Genomic DNA, 18,948 nt, shown 5'->3' with positions numbered 1-18,948 from the left:
TCAAGTTATCCACAAGATGGCCACAGCTTGTTGTGATAATTGGGACTTGCAAAATCACCTAAACGACACTATCTTGTACCTTAGAAATTTTAAAACACTATATATTGTGTGTATGTGACAATCAGAGACACAAGTTAAGACTTATATCTCGTCATAGAAGTGACCTATTTTAGTGTTTAAATTAGTTGTTATACAGGGAATCCTAGGATGAGCTAAAACCTCATTCTCAGAAATTATTATCAAGGCCTATCTTTAATGAATAGCAATATGAAAGTCACCAAACGTAGTGGCGAGCGCGAGACCATCGACCTAGAAAAAATCCACCGCGTGATCACATGGGCAGCCAAAGATCTTAAGAATGTCTCGGTCTCAGAAGTAGAGCTCAGATCACACCTGCAATTTTTCGATGGTATTCCTACCGAAGCTATTCATGAAACGATAATTAAGGCCGCAGCCGATCTCATCTCACCCGAAGCACCAGATTACCAGTTTCTCTCAGCTCGCTTAGCCGTTTTTCATTTAAGAAAGAAGGCATTTGGCCAATTTGAACCACCTAAACTCTATGACCATGTTGTTAAACTGGTAGAGTCAGGCAAGTATGACCAACATATTCTTGAGGATTACAGCCGCGAAGAACTCGATATCTTAGATGGTTATGTTGATCACTGGCGCGATATGGATTTTTCCTATGCAGCAGTAAAACAGCTAGAAGGTAAATATCTGGTTCAGAACCGTGTTACTCACGAGATATATGAAAGTGCACAGTTCCTTTATATCTTAGTCGCCGCTTGTTTGTTCGCTAAATACCCTCAAGAGACACGCCTGAGTTACATTAAGCGTTTCTATGATGCGGTTTCAACATTTAAGATATCGCTACCAACACCTATTATGGCGGGGGTTCGTACACCCACACGTCAGTTCAGTTCATGTGTATTGATCGAATGTGGTGATAGCTTAGACTCTATCAATGCGACAGCCTCATCTATCGTTAAATATGTCAGTCAGCGCGCCGGAATCGGTGTGAATGCCGGTCGTATTCGTGCATTAGGTAGCCCTATCCGCGGTGGTGAGGCATTTCATACCGGTTGTCTGCCTTTCTTTAAGTATTTCCAGACCGCCGTTAAGTCTTGCTCCCAGGGCGGTGTTCGTGGTGGTGCAGCGACCTTGTTCTACCCTCTATGGCATCTGGAAGTCGAATCGTTACTGGTATTAAAGAATAACCGTGGCGTTGAAGATAACCGTGTTCGTCACCTTGATTATGGTGTACAGCTAAACAAACTCATGTATCAACGCTTAATCAAAGGCGGAATGATCAGTTTATTTAGCCCATCGGATGTGCCGGGTCTTTATGATGCATTTTTTGAAGATCAGGACGAATTCGAACGTCTCTATCTTCAGTATGAAGCCGATGATTCTGTTCGCAAGACTCAGATAAAGGCAACTGAGTTATTCTCATTGATGATGCAAGAGCGCGCCTCTACCGGCCGTATCTATATACAAAACGTGGATCATTGTAATACACACAGTCCTTTCGACAGCAAGGTTGCGCCAATCAGACAGTCAAACTTATGTCTTGAGATTGCACTGCCGACTAAGCCGCTCAATAACATCAATGATCCTGAAGGCGAAATAGCCCTTTGTACCCTGTCTGCTTTGAACTTAGGTGCCATTAAGGATCTATCAGAACTCGAACCTTTAGCTGACTTGGCAGTAAGAGCCTTAGATAACTTACTCGATTACCAGGATTACCCTATCATCGCCGCACGTCAGTCTTCGATGAACCGTCGTACCTTAGGTATAGGCGTGATTAACTTTGCTAATTACTTAGCAAAGGAAGGGGTCCGCTACTCAGATGGTTCGGCTAATAACATCACCCATAAAACATTCGAAGCCATACAGTACTACTTGCTCAAGGCTTCAATGAATTTAGCTAAAGAGCAAGGCGCCTGCCCTGCATTCCATGAAACAACCTATTCGAAGGGTGTGTTGCCCATCGATACTTATAAGCGTTCTCTGGATAAGATATGTGATGAACCGCTGCATATGGATTGGGAAACTCTGCGTCAAGACATAGTTAAACATGGACTGCGTAACTCAACCCTGTCGGCGCTAATGCCATCAGAAACATCATCGCAAATCTCAAACGCGACCAATGGTATCGAGCCACCGCGCGGTCTTATCAGTGTTAAGTCGAGTAAAGATGGTCAGCTAAAGCAAGTTGTACCGGATTTCGAGAAATACCAGTATAGCTATGAGCTACTTTGGCAAATGCCAAATAATGATGGTTATATACAGCTTGTTGGCTTGATGCAGAAGTTTGTCGACCAAGCCATCTCGGCAAACACTAACTATGATCCAAACCGATTCGAAGGTAACAAGGTCCCGATGCAGGTGTTATTAAAAGACCTGTTAAATGCCTACAAGCTCGGAGTCAAGACTCTCTATTATCACAACACTCGTGATGGTGCTTCAGATCAGATGGACAGCATGATCAGCATAGAGAAAGATGACGAAGACTGTGAAGGTGGCGCGTGTAAGATATAATACCAATCTGTATAAGAAGGTGGTCAACTCAGAGTTATTTTTGGCAGCATAATTCAAGGCGAAAGAGTGAAGAAATGGTGATCCCTTTTGAACTCATTCAACACAGAATTAGGCAGCCAAAAACACTCCTGAAAGGCGAGTTTTAGCACTTCCGATACGGCGTTAACGAGCTTAAACGTAGAAAAACTATGTCCCTCACTCGTTGCCTTGTCTCACAAGCGCTAAACTCTCGCTGAGTGACCACACCTTTATACCGATTGATATGACACGTTGCAGTGATTGAGACCTGGATCCATCGTATAATGAGTGGATCCATAATTAAATTTATTAGGGGCATGAAGCCCCTATATTCTGGAAGAAAACATGGCCTACTCTACATTTTGTCAAACACCTAATAATGCTCGCCTTGAACCTATGTTCATGGGGCAGTCGGTCAACGTCGCCCGTTACGATGTGCAAAAATATGAAGTGTTTGAAAAGCTAATTGAAAAACAGCTGTCTTTTTTCTGGCGTCCTGAGGAAGTTGATGTCAGTAAAGATAAAATTGATTACGCCGCACTTCCAGATCATGAAAAACATATTTTCATCTCAAACCTAAAATATCAGACTTTGCTTGATTCAATACAAGGCCGCTCACCTAATGTGGCTTTCTTGCCTCTAGTGTCACTGCCGGAACTCGAGACCTGGATTGAAACTTGGTCATTCTCCGAGACCATACACTCTCGATCTTACACTCATATTATACGTAATATTGTTAACGATCCTTCTATCATTTTTGATGACATAGTTGAAAATGAAGAGATTTTGAAGCGTGCGACAGACATCGCCCAGTATTATGATGACTTGATTCAGCTTACCCAAGCCTTCCACCTTCTCGGTGAAGGTACACACACCATAAACGGTAAAGAGCTACTGGTCACTCAGCGTACCATCAAGAAATCACTTTATCTGTGTATGGTGTCAGTCAATGTATTAGAAGCCATTCGTTTTTACGTTAGCTTCGCTTGTTCTTTCGCATTCGCCGAACGTAAAGTTATGGAAGGTAATGCAAAGATTATACGTCTTATTGCCCGTGATGAGGCGCTACACCTTAACAGCACGCAACATATCCTCAAGATAATGCGAGCCGGTGTTGATGACCCTGAAATGGGTGAGATAGCCAAAGAGTGTGAGCAGCAAGCCTATGACATTTTCGTTAAAGCCGCTGAGCAAGAGAAAGAATGGGCCCAATACCTGTTTAAAGACGGCTCTATGATCGGTCTTAACGAACAGATCTTGTGCCAATATGTCGAGTACATTACCAATGAGCGCATGAAGTCGGTTAATCTACCATGTCATTATGCCGAGATCACCAACCCACTGCCTTGGATGAAGAACTGGTTAGAAAGTGATGCCGTTCAGGTAGCGCCACAAGAAGTAGAGGTCTCCTCTTACCTTGTAGGTCAAATCGATGCCTCTATCGATGAAAGTGAATTTGAAGACTTTGACCTTTAATAAAATCTTAAAAAAAGCCCCCATCGTCAGTCTCGATGGCCAGCCTGTGCTGCTGTTTAATCAGCAGTACCCTAGCCTACTGATTGCATTAGAGCATAAGAAAGTTAAGGTCTTTTCAGAGTGCCGTAATGGTTATTGCGGCGCCTGTAAAACCAAAATCATCAGCGGCACCGTCACCTACCATACCGAGCCCTTAGTGGAACTCAAAGACGATGAGTGTCTGCCCTGTTGTTGCACTCCCACTAGCGACTTAAACCTTAAATTATCATCTGAAGGCTGTGATGTCGTGACTCGACCAGGCATAAGTGCCAAAGTGATCAACCAGCCACAAACCAAATCCTAATCAGTCCTGAATACACCGATGTTGTGATTCGCCACCTGACAACAACCTCAGTGCTCATCAAAGCACAACCCCAATCCTAGAAACTTTAATTAGCCCAAATACGCCGGTGTTGTGATTCGCCATTAGATGACAAGCTCTCCCAGTGATCATCAATACTCAAGCACATTCCAGGACAAGACATTAGACATAAAAAAGCCTGATAGAATCAATACATCTCTATCAGGCTTAATGACGATCTTGAAACCAGCTTTTATATCATTATAACGCGATGGCTAGCTCAGCCCCCTGTCTGATGGCGCGCTTCGCATCCAGCTCAGCCGCAACATCAACACCACCTATGAGGTGAACCGGTAAGCCCGTTGCTTTCATCTCTTCGAGTAAGGTGCGATTAGATACCTGACCGGCACACAGAACCACATTGTCCACGGCTAATATTTCATCTTTGTCATCTATTGATATGTGTAACCCCTGATTATCGAACTTACGGTAGCTGACACCCGTTTTCATCTTGACCTTATGTTGCTTCAACACAGAGCGATGGATCCATCCCGTAGTCTTACCCAGATCTTTGCCCATCTTACTCGTCTTACGTTGCAGCAGATAGATTTCATGAGCCTCAGGCTCGACCTCCACAGCATTAGCATCCCCAATATGCCTCAAGCCACCTCTGTGTTTATACTCTTTATCTATGCCCCACTGCTTTAGCCATTTGTCGGGTTGCAAGGTTGAAGACTTCTCCTCACAGATGAAATGAGCCAGATCGAAACCAATACCCCCGGCACCGATCAAGGCAACACGTTTACCTAAGCTCACTTCACCTTTTAGCACTTGCTGATAATCCACTACACGTGGATCATCGAAGCCATCCAAGTTCAATTCTCTAGGCACGACACCCGAAGACATGACAATTTCATCAAATTTTTCATCTCGAACCACAGAGGCATCCAAACGGGTATTGAGTCTTAACTCAACCTTATTGAGCTTCATCTGAGCCTTAAAGTAACGTATGGTTTCGTCGAACTCCTCTTTGCCAGGAATTTTTCGGGCAAGATTAAATTGGCCACCGACTTCAGGTTTAGCTTCGAACAAGACCACATCGTGGCCTCGAGTGGCGGCGTAGATAGAAAATGCCATGCCGGCCGGACCTGCGCCCATGACAGCGATGCGTTTCTTATTCTCTGCCGGCATGAAATTAAGCTCAGTCTCATAACAGGCTCTGGGGTTGACCAAACAAGTAGAACGTTTACGCGCAAACACATGGTCTAAACACGCCTGATTACAACCAATACAAGTGTTGATAAGCTCAGGCGTATTAGCCGCCGCTTTATTAACAAAGTCTGGGTCGGCTAAGAAAGGTCTCGCCATCGACACCATGTCGGCCTGACCCGATGAGATGATCTGTTCAGCAATTTCCGGGGTGTTGATCCTGTTAGTGGCGATTAGCGGCACCGAGACTTCAGATTTAAGTTTCTCGGTGACCCAAGCGAAAGCGCCCCTTGGCACACTGGTGGCAATGGTGGGAATTCTGGCCTCATGCCAACCAATCCCGGTATTGATGATGCTGACGCCTTCTTTTTCGAGTCTCTTGGCTAAATCGACGACCTCCTCCCATGAGGAGCCATTATCGACCAGATCCAGCATGGAGAGTCTAAAAATGATAATAAAATCTTTACCCACTTTTTCGCGTATGCTGCGAACTATTTCAAGAGGTAGTTTAATTCGATTTTCGAAGCTCCCGCCCCATTCATCATTACGGACGTTAGTGCTGGCAGAGATAAACTCATTAATGAGATAGCCTTCGGATCCCATGACTTCTACGCCGTCATAGCCCGCCTTTTTCGCCAAGGCAGAAGAGGTTGCATAATCTTTGATGGTGCCACGAATTTGTCTGGCAGACATGGCGGTCGGCGTAAAAGGGGTAATAGGCGACTTAATCTTACTGGGTGCCACAGAAAAAGGGTGGTAGCCATAGCGGCCAGCATGAAGCAGCTGAATACAAATCTTGCCATCGGCTTCATGTACCGCCTGAGTGATCTTCTTGTGTTTAGACACTTGCCAAGGAAAACTCAACTGGCACCCATTAGGCGCGAGGCGGCCACGTAAATTTGGCGAAATGCCGCCCGTCACGATCAGGCCCACTCCACCTCGAGCCCGCTCTTGATAAAATACTGCCAGTTTCTCAAAACCGCCCTTTTCCTCTTCTAAACCTGTGTGCATGGAGCCCATTAGCACACGGTTTTTTAGCTGGGTAAAGCCCAGGTCTAAGGGTTCTAATAAATGCGGAAACGACATTCAAACATCCTTTTTAAACAAGTGATTTAAATCAGCATACCTCTTGTTTCTCTTAAGCTCAACTCCAGAGCCACTCGGGATATATTAGATTCCTTTACAATTCAATTACCCTGATCGAGGTTTTTTCAGTTAGCATAGTCATATTGAAGTAATAAAGGAGTGGATAATGTCCGCTAAACCCTCATTAATTAAAAGAATATTTCAGCTTATCTGGAAAACCGTTAACGGATTTAGAAAGCTGGTGCTCAATCTTTTCTTTTTCGGCTTACTTGCGGTAATCATAATCGCAGTGAGTACCGATGAGAATATCCAGGTTGAATCAGGATCAGCGCTTGTCTTGGACTTAGCCGGTTCTATCGTTGAGCAGAAACGTCAAGTCGATCCCATCGAAGCGGCCATGAAAAACAGTAAAAACAGTGATGGCTCTGGTGAAATCTTACTCGCCGATATCCTTAATGTCATCGATAATGCCGCCGCCGACGAGCGTATCTCAGCTATCGTGTTAGACATGGGTCATCTCAGATGGACCGGGATAAGTAAACTTCAATCTATTGGTGATGCCCTCACACGCTTTAAAGAGACGGGTAAGCCGATACTGGCGACAGCCAACTGGTACGGACAAAACCAGTACTTCTTAGCCAGTTTCGCCGACACCATCTATCTCAACCCCCAGGGAAGTGTCGAATTAGAAGGCTTAAGTCGCTACCGCCAGTACTATAAGTCTGCATTGGATAAGCTTAAAATCAATGCCCATATCTTCCGTGTTGGTACCTTCAAGTCAGCGGTCGAGCCTTATATTCGCGACGACATGTCTCCCGCCGCTAAAAAAGCTAATACTGAATTACTCAATGATATCTGGGCCAGCTATGCAGCCACAGTATCAAGCAATCGCGACATAAAGCCTGAGCAGTTGGTACTCGATGCTGACACTTACCTAGCTGAGCTTGATAAGGCCGATGGTAAATCCGCAGATATGGCCATCAACATGCATTGGGTAGACGAGCTAGCCTCTACAGAAGCCTTCAGACTCGAGATGATAGAAACAGTGGGTAAAGCCACTGAGGGAAACAGCTACAAGCAGGTAAGCTTGTATGACTATCAGTCTCTCATTTCGACTCAACCGGATCTGTTCATTGAGGACACCGTCGGCATCATAGTGGCGAAAGGCACTATACTCAACGGCAATCAACCCGCTGGTCAAATTGGTGGTGAGAGTACCTCCAAGCTGCTTCGCAAAGCCAGATTTGATGATAATGTCAAGGCTGTAGTACTGCGCGTAGACAGCCCAGGCGGCAGTGCTTTTGCCTCCGAGCAGATCCGTCAAGAAGTCCTGGCACTCAAAACAGCTGGTAAACCCGTCGTCGTGAGCATGGGGAGTTACGCCGCTTCGGGTGGATACTGGATCTCGGCCAGTGCCGATTACATCTATGCCACTCCCACCACACTCACTGGCTCCATCGGGATCTTCGGCATGATCACCACCTTCGAAGATTCTCTCTCTAGTTTAGGGATACATACCGATGGTGTTGCCACATCACAGTGGGCTGGCATCTCAGTAGCCAAGGGCTTAACCCCTGAGATTAAGAGCGTCATTCAGCGTCATATCGAACGTGGATATCATGACTTCATCTCATTAGTCGCTAAAGAGCGCGACATGAGTCTGGAAGATGTCGATAGCATAGCCCAAGGACGAGTGTGGTCTGGCCGTAAGGCTCTCGAATTAGGACTTATCGATGAGGTTGGCGATCTTGACAATGCGGTTGCCAAGGCGGCGGATATGGCCGGTCTGGAAGACTTCGATAGTCAGATAATAGAGCAAGAGTTAACCACACAAGAGCTGTTTATCCAGGAGATGTTCGCCTCGGTCGCCACTTACTTGCCTCAAAGCACCATGGGTAATTCACTTATCGAACAAGTACTGACTCAATGGTCTGGTGTGATTGAAGAGTTCAATGCCTTCGATGATCCTAACGGCATGTACCTGTTCTGCGATAACTGTACGCTATAACCTCACAGTAGTAGAGTCAGATCATCGGCTCTGCAACAAACATAAACCCGATCAGGCTAAGCCTGCTCGGGTTTTTTTATTACCAACACGGATACAAATATAATACCGGAAACCATTGGGTGAAGCCCTGCAAGCAAGTATACTTCAGCCAAATAGCGTCTATCTGAATATAACAATGACCAAACGTTCCATATATGTTGCCTATACAGGCGGTACCATAGGCATGCAAGAAACCTCCCATGGCTTCGCCCCTGTCGCTGGTTTCCTCACAGATTGTGTGAAGGCTATGCCTGAGTTCTACCATGATGATATGCCGGAGTTCGTGATCCAGGAATATTGTCCACTGATAGATTCATCGGATATGGCACCGACGGATTGGCAGATGATCGCCGATGATATTAAATTAAACTACGACAAGTATGATGGCTTCGTGATATTACACGGCACAGATACCATGGCCTTTACCGCCTCAGCCTTGTCCTTCATGTTACAGGACCTTTCCAAGCCTGTTATTGTCACGGGTTCACAGATCCCACTCGCCCAACTCAGATCCGATGGTCAAACCAACCTGCTGAACTCACTCTACATTGCGGCTAATTATCCGGTCGCTGAAGTATGTCTATTTTTTAATAACAAACTCTTTCGGGGAAACAGGACAACCAAGGCACACGCCGATGGCTTCGGGGCGTTCGCCTCTCCTAACTTTCCCTTGTTGCTTGAGGCTGGCATCAAGATCCGAATGAAGGCAGGAAAAATAGCTGAGCAGTCGGACAAACCTTTAGATGTTGCCACCATCAGTCCCCAGCCGATAGGCGTGGTAACACTCTACCCAGGTATCACCACAGACATCATAAAGAACATTCTACAACAACCTGTCAAAGCGCTGATCTTGCTCACCTATGGGGTCGGTAACGCCCCTCAAAACCCTGCGCTGCTTAAGGTGCTGTCACAAGCGAGCCAACGTGGAATAATATTGGTGAACCTCACACAATGTCTCCAAGGTAAGGTCAATATGTCAGGCTATGCGACGGGCAATGCACTGCAAGAAGCGGGGGTTATTAGCGGTGCGGATATGACGACGGAAGCGGCCTTAGCTAAACTGCATTACCTCTTGTCTACACCCATGTCACCCGCACAAGTGAGAGAGGCGATGCAGCAAGATTTGGTTGGCGAGCTGAGCGAAGATTAATCTCCCATTGAAACCTTACTGTAAGCAAGTTGTACATTGAAGTATGGAAGATTAGCAATAATACGCTGCGCATATTAGCTAGAAAATAAAGAAAACAGGCGAGTAACTGCTATTTGGTTTGGTTACTCGCCTTTTCAATAGAGATGCGCAGCAGATCTATTATAGATCTTTCTCTTTAAACTCGGCGATGGACTCACCTTTGAACTGTTTCTTCAGCTGAGACTTAGATAACTCGTTAAGCTGTCCAGCTGAATTAACCGTTAAGTGGTCAGTTTGATTCAATCTTCTCGCCTGAAAAAGCATCACTAACTGCATCGTAGACTCAAGTTGTTCTGGTGAAAGACGCGTGCCATCTTCCCATTTACCCAGCTCGACGCCACTGACTAGCCTTTCATAGACCTCATGGGGCATCTCGTCGATCATTTTATTTATCTCTGTCATACTCTTTTCCGTTTATGCAGTACTATTCTCACCCGAGTGATGAGGTAACCCACAAAGCCCAACACAAAACACACACCTGCAATGTAAGATCTTATTCCTTGGGCTGGCTCGCCTCCCCAAAACCAAATCACCACTCCTGCGATAAACAAGGTCATGGACAACATGCTGTGGTTCATCAGCTGGCTCGAACGCTTAATATGGCTGATAGTCGTCAATGAATCAGTGTTACCGGTGAGGTCTGCACTACAGAAGCTACATTGAGTCGCCTTATTCGAGATCCGTTTTTTACAACTTGGACATTCAATTAATGCCATCACTACCTCAAGATCATACTTAAATTATGCTCAATAACCTTAAGCACTCGCTGGCTATTGAGGCGAAACTCAATAGCCAGACTTATATCAATCAGTTCTACTTAATGATTAACGAAGTTCGTCAACAACGGAAAGCATCGCAGTCAGTGAGGCTTCACCTAAGTAAATTGAGCGTTCAGGCGACCAGCCTGCCATAGGATCGGCTAAGTTGTCGTTATCTTTAAACGGCATTTCCAATGTATTAGACAAGCACTGGAATGTTTCTGCGACCCAGTTAGATGCCACAGTTAGATTGGCCTTTCCAGGCTCATCTTTATCGTAACCGAACTCGGTTTGGAAATCGGCGCTAGTTAACTTAAGTGCATCAATAAATTTTTGCTGCAGAGCGGCCATCTTAACAGTATAAGAAGGTACGCCTTCACAGCCTGCAAGGAACACGAATGGCAGACCTTCATCACCATGTACATCATAGAATAAATCGACACCAGTCTCTTTCATCTTGTTAGTCACATGGAATACTTCAGGGCTTTTCTCTAGAGATGGGCTCGACCATTCACGATTTAAATTGACGCCAGCAGCATTGGTTCTCAAATGACCTCTCACGGAGCCGTCTGGATTCATATTAGGCACGATATAGAAATTTGCCTTGTCTAATAATGCCTTGGCATTGGCACAATCACCGTCAAGCAAGTTATTGATGAATCCTTCTACCAACCATTCGGCCATCGTCTCACCAGGATGCTGGCGCGCAGTTATCCAGATATTGGCTTTTGATTCATCACCATCACCCACCTTGATCAAGGTCAGATCACGGTCATCGAGTGTCAGACCTAGATGCTCAAGACTCACCAGCGGATGAATTTGCACTGCAGCCAGTAGATCTTGATGACGCTCATAGCTGTAAGGCGCAAAATAGGCAATTTGAATTGCATCACAATCGAGATCTACCGCTATGGTTAATTTACCGTCTTTATATTCCGTGGGGAGTCTAAACCATTGTTGCCTGTCATAAGTGGCTACGGCTTGATAGTTTTCCCAACCTTGTGGATAGGAAGCAGAGCCAGCGTTGACAATATTAAGCAGATATCGATTACCCACTTCGCCCTCGAGGCGGAAGTTGAACCATTGGTAAAATTCTCCACCAACATCTGGGCGAATGGCTAACTGCACATCATTAATATTATCCTGATTGATGACTTCAATGTTTCCACCATCAAAATTAGCACTGATCCGCATAAGTCTTCCTTTAGTTAATCTAAGAGAATGAGCCATACAATCACAATGACTCATTAGATGGGCTATAGGATAAACGAAAATGTTCAATTGGGCAGCTAAAAAACAAAAAAGCCACATCGAATGTGGCTTTTATATCCTTAATTCAAAACGGTTCACCAATTGGCAAAACTATACCCTTGTCCTCTGACAGTGTTAATGAGAGTTTTAGGTAGCTGAGTATCGGCTAGTTTACGACGAGTGTTACTGATGTGCATATCGAGATTTCGGTCAAACCTGCCGAGATCTTTGTGCAGTACACTGCGCTGCAGTTCCTGCTTCGTGATCACTTTTCCTTTACGTTCGAACAGGTACTTAAATAATTTAAATTCTGTTTGAGTGAGGGTAACCTTTCTCGATGCTATCGAAACACAATATTGAGTATCGTCAAATTTAACTTCATCCTCAGAGGTTGAGCTGACAGTAAATTGCTCTGCTCGAGTTAATTCTACGCGACGTTGTAATGCTATCATGCGGACTAAAAGCTCCTTTACGCTAAAAGGCTTTGTAAGAAAATCATCGGCTCCCAGCTCATAGCCTTTTATTCTTTCATCTTCATTATCGATGGCAGAAATAACTATCACAGGGATCTGATCTTTCCTTGCAGCCAATAAACCAAATCCATCTAATTTTGGCATCATGATATCTAGCAGAATAATGTCGGGGAGGTCTACCTCTAATATTGCCAGTGCTTCAAAACCATTCTTAGCACAGACAATATCGTGTCCTTCAGCCTCTAACGCTTCCTCAAGTAATTCCCTAAACACTAGATCATCATCGACCAATAATATTTTACTCATCTCACCAAACATTGCGAATGCGAACCGTTATCATTAACACTACTATAGCTATTGGTATAATTCCAGTTGTTTTTTATTTAAATGTGAGCTGTGTTAGTTATTTAAACTAAAAATATCCGTTAACACCTTGTTAATTGCCTAGGCAAAAAAAAAGACCAGAAGCATCTGGTCTTTTTTAAAACACTATCGAACACTAATGCTTCAATCAGTTCGTTTTAACATATTATTTCATCATCAGCTCACGGATATATTTAACGGGTGCACTGCCATAACTTAAAAACTGTTCGTGGAATGCTTTAAGATCAAACTGCTCGCCTTGTTTTTCTTTTAGTTCTTCACGGAAATCATAGATCTCACGGTAGCCTGAGTAGTAGCTAGTTAACTGAACTTGGCTCAGGGTTGCTCTACGCCACTTACCTTCTGCTTCTGCTGTCTGCTGAAAGGCTTCTTGTGTCATCAAGTTAAGGGCTTCTTGCTCGGTCATGCCTTTTACCTGGATACTGTAATCGAGAATAGTGTTAGCGATAACACGTAAGTTCCACTTGTAATACATCAACCAGAGTTCTGGTTCAAAATCACCATAACCTTCTTCAAGCATCATACGTTCTGTATAAACCGCCCAGCCTTCAACCATGGCGCCGTTACCGAACAGACTCTTTATCATGCTAGGAGACTCATTTGAATACACAAGTTGTGTATAATGACCAGGAATAGCTTCGTGAATATTGAGCACCTGCAGGATCCAGTGGTTGTATTCACGCAAATAGCTTTCTGCCGATTCATCACTCATGCCATCGAGAGGAGTCACGTTGTAATAGGTATTGCTCGACTTCTCGTAAGGACCAGGTGCACTGATTGAAGCCCCAGCAAAACCACGCATATATGCCGGAGTCTCACGCACAACCAGAGGTTTTTTGGGGTCTAAGGTGACTAGCTTCTTCTCATTCACAAACTTGATTAGCTCAGGAATTTGCGCTCGGACTTCATCGACAAAATCATCGCGTTTAACATGCTTAGATGACAATTTATCGATCAGCTGTTTCGTGGCACTATTTTTATCTTCAGGCATGGCAGAATCAAAGTACTGTGACCAGAGTTTAGCCGTGATCTTCGCCATCTCACCTTGTACCCGAACCTTGTCGGCGCTGGCTTTCTCATATAAAGCTTTGCCAGTCATCCCGGCCTGAATATCGAAGGCAAACTTCTCTTCATAAAGGGCTTCACCAATTCTAAAACTGCGAGCACCATCACGAGATAATTGCTTTTCTAGTGCATCCAGCCATTGAATATGTTCATGAATTGCCTTTGTCGATGCCATAAATCGCGTCTCGAACAGGGCTTTTTCATCTGCAGTTAAACCAGAATCTTTTGCCTGACTCAGTAGCTCATCAGAAAAAACCGAGAAGGCACCCTTATTCTGCATTATCGCAAGTTGAGTGTGCTCTAAGGTTGGCGACTCAATGTTATCTCTGGCGGCTTGGTAATAGGCTGGGACATTTTCCATTCGGTCAAGCACCGAGCGCAGACGCGTGTCCAAGGGAGCAAAATCTTCGTTCACCAGCTGTGCGAAGCCGCCGGCAACATTGTATGAAGAAGGATCCCACTGCCAAGACTTAAAACGAGTGATCTCCCAGATGTCTCTTTTAAGCAAGTTTTCGATCAAACGATAATCGATCAACTCATTGGCCGACAGCTTGTCTAGATCGAAAGCAGCTAACGTACCCAGCTCTTGCTGATTAAAGGATAAAGACAGTTTACGATTCTGAGCATTAGGGACTTTGAGTACACCATCATATTTGTGATAACCACTATAAAGGGCCCATGTTGGTGACTCTTTCCATAAATCGTCGATAAACTGGCTAGAAAATTGTGCGAAACTCAGTTGCTCACTGACCTGAGCCTCAGGCTTCTCAGAAGTTTCCTCCTGTGTCTGGCATCCGCCTAAACCCGCAAAAGATAATGCTATGGCTAGCGATAGTGTGGCTTTCTTCATTTGTCTTCCCAAATAGTTTTTCGTTATTATTATTTAGTGGGAGAGTTCCCACCTTGACCCAAGAAATTCACCAAACAGTAGAACACGTATGATGAGAAATATCAGCATCAGGCGTTGATTTATAAATAGAGGTTTACAGATTCAACACCTACAGTGTCTTTATCTAAGTCAGATTAGACTCTACCCAGCGCTTAACCTCACCGAAGGGATATTTCTCTAGAGTCCCATGGCCTTTACAGGCCCTCATCTTGAGACGGGTAAACATGGGAGTCGTTAAACCACACAAGAAACGAGACAAGAGTACCGGGCTAGATGCCTTATTCAGCTTGATGATGGCAAATTCTGTCAGAGCATTAAAATCCAGCTCAACTAAGGGGCGAAGATAAGGTTGCGGCGGTAATATGGCTTGGTGACCCAGGCAGACACTGCAAGTGGCACAGGGAGCCGTCATATTCATATCGGCAAAATAATGGGCGAGTTGCTGGCTGAGGCATACATCAGAGGTAAAGAAGGAGACCAGGTGGTTAATTCTCTCTATCTCACTGCATTCTTTTTGGCTAAAGCGCTCAAACAGAGAAGACTGCAGCGCCTCAACAGAGAAATTTGGGTCTAAAATGTCATAGACTTGAGTCATCTGTTTACTCTGAAGCTCGATCATTCCCTTTTCATCCAGGTAATTAATGGCTTTCAGTACCCGCTGTCGATCACTGGCATAATCTTGGTGCAGTCTTTCGAAATTGACACTAAACCAGATCTTCGCTTTATCTGAACTGTTAAAAATTGCTTGAACAAAATCACGCCTCTCCCCATTAAAACCAGCCAAGATCTCCTCTTCGCCCTTGAGTAATTTATATTTATACTCGGCAAAATAGCTGTAGGTGGGCTTAATCACATTAAACAGCTCAAGATACACCAACAAGGTTTTTAAGGACAAAGGGCGAATATTTGATTGAGCAGATAAGCTGTTGAGCACCACTTCCCACTCGCGCCCCTTGTTGCCGCTCTGGCTATGTGACGCCTTAATAATTTCATCGAGTACGACAGCGATGGCCGATGATTCAGGCGTATCACCATAGACAAAATTCTCCAGTGTGCTTAAGTTATCGCCATTAGCTAATACCAGACAGTCAGAATCTCCTCCATCACGACCCGCACGGCCAATTTCCTGGGCATAGTTTTCCACAGATTTGGGCAAATCATAATGCACTACGTAGCGAATATCGCTCTTATCTATCCCCATACCGAAGGCAATCGTTGCCACAATGAGCTGTTGCTTGCCAGACATAAATTCTTGTTGGATCCTGGAGCGGACATCTGAGTTCATGCCAGCATGATAGGCTGTTGCCGGAATATTTCGGCTTCTAAGCTGCTCAGCCACCTGCTCGGCAGTCTGTTGCAAGGTCACGTAAATGATGCCTGACAGCCCTTGTCTGGGCTGTAACCACTGACATAAGGTATCAAGTTTGTCCGATCTTTTAACGCCTTGTACGGCCAGGTGAAGATTAGCACGGTAGAAACCAGTCAAACTCACATTGTCTCGGGCTATACCAAACTTATCCCCCATATCTTCAATCACTTTAGGGGTGGCCGTCGCAGTTAACAGTAAGGTTTGTGGGATATTTAGTTCTTGTCGATAACGGGGTAATTTAAGGTAATCCGGCCTGAAGTTATGTCCCCACTCTGAGATACAGTGGGCCTCATCCACCACCAACAAAGATAAAGGGATCTCTGAAATAAACTGCCTGAATCTTTCATTGTTGAGACGCTCGACTGAGATCATCAATATTTTAATCTGGCCACTTCTTATGTCCCGCATTATTTCATTGGCTTGTTCTCGGCTCTGGGTGGAATCTATACTTGCCGCGCTGATCCCCTTCTCTTTTAGAAATGCGAGCTGATCTTGCATCAAGGCCAGTAATGGCGAGACGACCAGAGTCAGGTGAGGCAGCGCAATAGCGGGGAGTTGGTAACAAATAGATTTGCCGGAACCTGTGGGAAAAATAGCTGCAGCGCTCTGCCCGCTGAAAATAGTATTGATAACGTCCTGTTGTCCGGGTCTAAATGCTTCAAAGCCAAAATAGGACTGTAACAGTCGATGAGGTTCGGAAATAACAGCATGAGGAGACATGTAATGCGCCTAAAAATTGAGAAGATACCAGCCAAGTGTACAAGCTTATCTATGATTAATGTTTTCAAACAGGATTATTTGTAGAAAACCAGCAATAAGGGTCTTAACTTACTCAATAAACCCATAGGAGCTATCGCTTTTTCTAATATTCCAGCCCATCTATTTTGACATCACCTTAGGCTAAACTAGAATTTATGATACGAAGGCTGTGAGTGACATTACCTTGATACATTTATCTCAATCTCTATCTGGCTTAAGTTCATCTCTCTGGTATTGGCTTTTCAAAAAAAGCTCTCCCATTGGGATCTTCAGCATGATCACAGCAACAATGGCGGTGATATTAATTGGGAGCCTTTTTGTGGTTCAAGCTAACGAGAAAGTGCCAAAGTTATCAATATCGACCAAAGAATGGCCTCCTTATCAGATGGAATCGAACGAAATACAGACTGGCTATGCAATTGATGCACTCGACTGTGTATTGAATAGGCTAAAACAAGATTATCAGGTTATATTCCTTCCTTGGGGACGCGCACAAAAAGGCGTCGAAACGGGTTTGTATGATGCTTTCTTCGCCGCTTCACAAAATGACAAACGAGACGTATACGCCGTTCAATCAAACACCTTCATCGAACAAAATTGGAGTTTTTACTTACTAAAGGACAGTAAGATCCCCTCTGCCATTACCGATATTAAATCGGCAGCCATCTTTGCCAGCCGCCAGCACTCGAATACGACTCATTGGCTCTATGAAAACAATTTTATGATTGCCCATCAAACTGACTCTATCGATAAGCTCATTAAGTTACTTACCCATAAACGTGTCGATGCCATAATGGAGAATAACTTGCTCTTTCAGGCCGCTATCGAACGAGCAGGCTTAACTATGGACACTTTTAAGCAAGTACATAACAAGAGTAAACCACTGGGGGTTTATTTCGGTAAAATATTCTTAGCTAAATACCCGGAATTTATTACAGACTTTAATGAGCAAACCTCAACCTGCTCTTTTTCCAGTCAATAAACTGAAGCAGATTTAAACAGTCCCCAATAGTTTTCAGAAACAGTTCAATAGAATCACTTGAGCATAAAGCGAGCCGTAATGGGATTATGATCTGAGCTTGAAGTCGCTAATGACTCGGCCTCAAGGAATGTTAATCCGCGATAGTAAATATGATCTAAGGGGAAGCCAAATACACGTTGGCGTTCATCGACGCGATAATTGATTTCAGATAAATGGAATCGCTTAGCAAACTCAGTGATGACATTGAGCCTCAGTGTTCGCCATGTATTAAAATCACCCGCTAATATGATAGGCCCCTGATGTTTATCAAGCTCGAGGGCTATCGCTTCAAATTGCCTGGAGTAATGAGTAAGGTTCCACTCAAAATTAATACCATGTAGATTAACCACTAAGAGCTCTTCGCCGCTGGACAGTGGATAATAGGCGACGATTCCTGATTTAGCGAAACGAATTAACGGCTCAGTGGCCGTAAATGCGCAAGCAGACAGAGCTTGGGCACGAGAAAGGTTCATCACACCATATGAGGTATCTAATAGAGTAAATGCTTTCGCCATTGAGGCCTTCAATCCGGCTGTACGAATATATTGCCTGAGTTCTGGGCTCAGACCAGCCTCTTGAAGTAGAACCAGCTGACTGGCTTGGTTTAAGCTGGCCAGTTGCTTAAGCCAACCTTGCTTTTTTTGCTTATAGATATTCCATGTAGCCACACTTAACGAGCCTTGGCTATCTAAATATGCCCCCATAGGATCGTCCCCATGTACACATCGGCTGTCGAAGGATGGTATGTCGAGATCAGTCAAAATTCGGGGCTCACTCGTCGGCAATAATGCTAAAAATAGAATAATTGTGAAAAAAATAACAAAAATAACGATTAAAACAGAACGAGTCGAATTAGCTAGTTTCATGCTTTGAAAAATAAATAAGGATAAGTCTGCAGTTTATACCATAAGTCATTGCACCTAAACATCACGAAGCACACATATCCCCACGGCAGTGCAAGCAACATAATGCCAGCTAAACTCACCATCGACTAAAAATACTGATCTTTAAAGCAATTTAATGCAATATATTATCAATTATTCCCTTTGAAAATAATTGAAGGGTAATGT

At 44.3% G+C, this 18,948-nt stretch carries 14 protein-coding genes; 6 read left to right on the top strand and 8 right to left on the bottom strand.

The features are described from left to right. The first annotated feature begins 255 nt into the window (after positions 1-255). The 3 genes from nrdA (at position 256) to yfaE (ending at position 4,381) form a co-directional block, all read left to right on the top strand. Entirely contained in the window at positions 256-2,544 is a 2,289-nt protein-coding gene (gene nrdA / locus sps_RS03965) for a class 1a ribonucleoside-diphosphate reductase subunit alpha (RefSeq protein WP_077751343.1), read from the top strand. 363 nt (positions 2,545-2,907) lie between these two features. Continuing rightward, positions 2,908-4,038: a class Ia ribonucleoside-diphosphate reductase subunit beta gene (nrdB, locus tag sps_RS03955; RefSeq protein WP_077751342.1), complete on the top strand. Its 1,131-nt coding sequence runs from the start codon at positions 2,908-2,910 to the stop codon at positions 4,036-4,038. Then, a complete protein-coding gene (gene yfaE / locus sps_RS03950) occupies positions 4,007-4,381 on the top strand; it encodes a class I ribonucleotide reductase maintenance protein YfaE (protein ID WP_077751341.1) in 375 nt (124 codons plus the stop codon). Before nrdB ends, yfaE begins: the two co-directional genes overlap by 32 nt. A 258-nt stretch (positions 4,382-4,639) precedes the next feature. On the opposite strand, the gene sps_RS03945 is transcribed toward yfaE, so the two are convergent. Beyond that, positions 4,640-6,673 (bottom strand): oxidoreductase, encoded by a 2,034-nt coding sequence (locus sps_RS03945; protein WP_077751340.1) that lies wholly within the window; start codon positions 6,671-6,673, stop codon positions 4,640-4,642. A 166-nt stretch (positions 6,674-6,839) separates the two neighbouring features. Between sps_RS03945 and sppA the strand changes: the two genes are divergently transcribed. Both sppA and ansA read left to right on the top strand, forming a co-directional pair. Next, a complete protein-coding gene (gene sppA / locus sps_RS03940) occupies positions 6,840-8,681 on the top strand; it encodes a signal peptide peptidase SppA (RefSeq protein ID WP_077751339.1) in 1,842 nt (613 codons plus the stop codon). Between the two features lie 175 nt (positions 8,682-8,856). Further along, positions 8,857-9,870: an asparaginase gene (ansA, locus tag sps_RS03935; protein ID WP_077755538.1), complete on the top strand. Its 1,014-nt coding sequence runs from the start codon at positions 8,857-8,859 to the stop codon at positions 9,868-9,870. Positions 9,871-10,029: 159 nt separating this feature from the next. Here the strand turns inward: ansA and sps_RS03930 are convergent, their stop codons facing one another. The 6 genes from sps_RS03930 to sps_RS03905 all read right to left on the bottom strand — a co-directional run bounded on the left by sps_RS03930 (position 10,030) and on the right by sps_RS03905 (position 16,818). Further along, on the bottom strand, positions 10,030-10,311 hold the full coding sequence (locus sps_RS03930; protein WP_077751338.1) for a DUF1315 family protein: 282 nt from the start codon (positions 10,309-10,311) through the stop codon (positions 10,030-10,032). After that, positions 10,308-10,625, bottom strand: coding sequence for a zinc ribbon domain-containing protein (locus sps_RS03925; protein WP_077751337.1), 318 nt, complete (start codon positions 10,623-10,625; stop codon positions 10,308-10,310). Before sps_RS03925 ends, sps_RS03930 begins: the two co-directional genes overlap by 4 nt. 108 nt (positions 10,626-10,733) lie before the next feature. Continuing rightward, positions 10,734-11,861 (bottom strand): M14 family metallopeptidase, encoded by a 1,128-nt coding sequence (locus tag sps_RS03920; protein ID WP_077751336.1) that lies wholly within the window; start codon positions 11,859-11,861, stop codon positions 10,734-10,736. 152 nt (positions 11,862-12,013) lie between these two features. Beyond that, complete coding sequence (locus sps_RS03915; RefSeq protein ID WP_077755537.1) at positions 12,014-12,697, bottom strand: response regulator transcription factor; 684 nt, start codon at positions 12,695-12,697, stop codon at positions 12,014-12,016. A 223-nt stretch (positions 12,698-12,920) separates the two neighbouring features. Then, complete coding sequence (locus sps_RS03910) at positions 12,921-14,690, bottom strand: DUF885 domain-containing protein (protein WP_077751335.1); 1,770 nt, start codon at positions 14,688-14,690, stop codon at positions 12,921-12,923. Positions 14,691-14,853: 163 nt separating this feature from the next. Next, positions 14,854-16,818, bottom strand: coding sequence for a RecQ family ATP-dependent DNA helicase (locus sps_RS03905; RefSeq protein ID WP_077751334.1), 1,965 nt, complete (start codon positions 16,816-16,818; stop codon positions 14,854-14,856). A gap of 313 nt (positions 16,819-17,131) precedes the next feature. On the opposite strand from sps_RS03905, the gene sps_RS03900 reads away from it, so the two are divergent. Then, positions 17,132-17,839: a substrate-binding periplasmic protein gene (locus sps_RS03900; RefSeq protein WP_077751333.1), complete on the top strand. Its 708-nt coding sequence runs from the start codon at positions 17,132-17,134 to the stop codon at positions 17,837-17,839. A 53-nt stretch (positions 17,840-17,892) separates the two neighbouring features. Here the strand turns inward: sps_RS03900 and sps_RS03895 are convergent, their stop codons facing one another. After that, positions 17,893-18,744: an endonuclease/exonuclease/phosphatase family protein gene (locus tag sps_RS03895; RefSeq protein ID WP_077751332.1), complete on the bottom strand. Its 852-nt coding sequence runs from the start codon at positions 18,742-18,744 to the stop codon at positions 17,893-17,895. Between the last annotated feature and the right edge of the window lie 204 nt (positions 18,745-18,948).

Origin of the sequence: Shewanella psychrophila, assembly GCF_002005305.1 — a bacterium.
Classification (GTDB): Bacteria; Pseudomonadota; Gammaproteobacteria; order Enterobacterales; family Shewanellaceae; genus Shewanella; species Shewanella psychrophila.
This window is presented reverse-complemented; position numbering and strand designations above follow the sequence as displayed.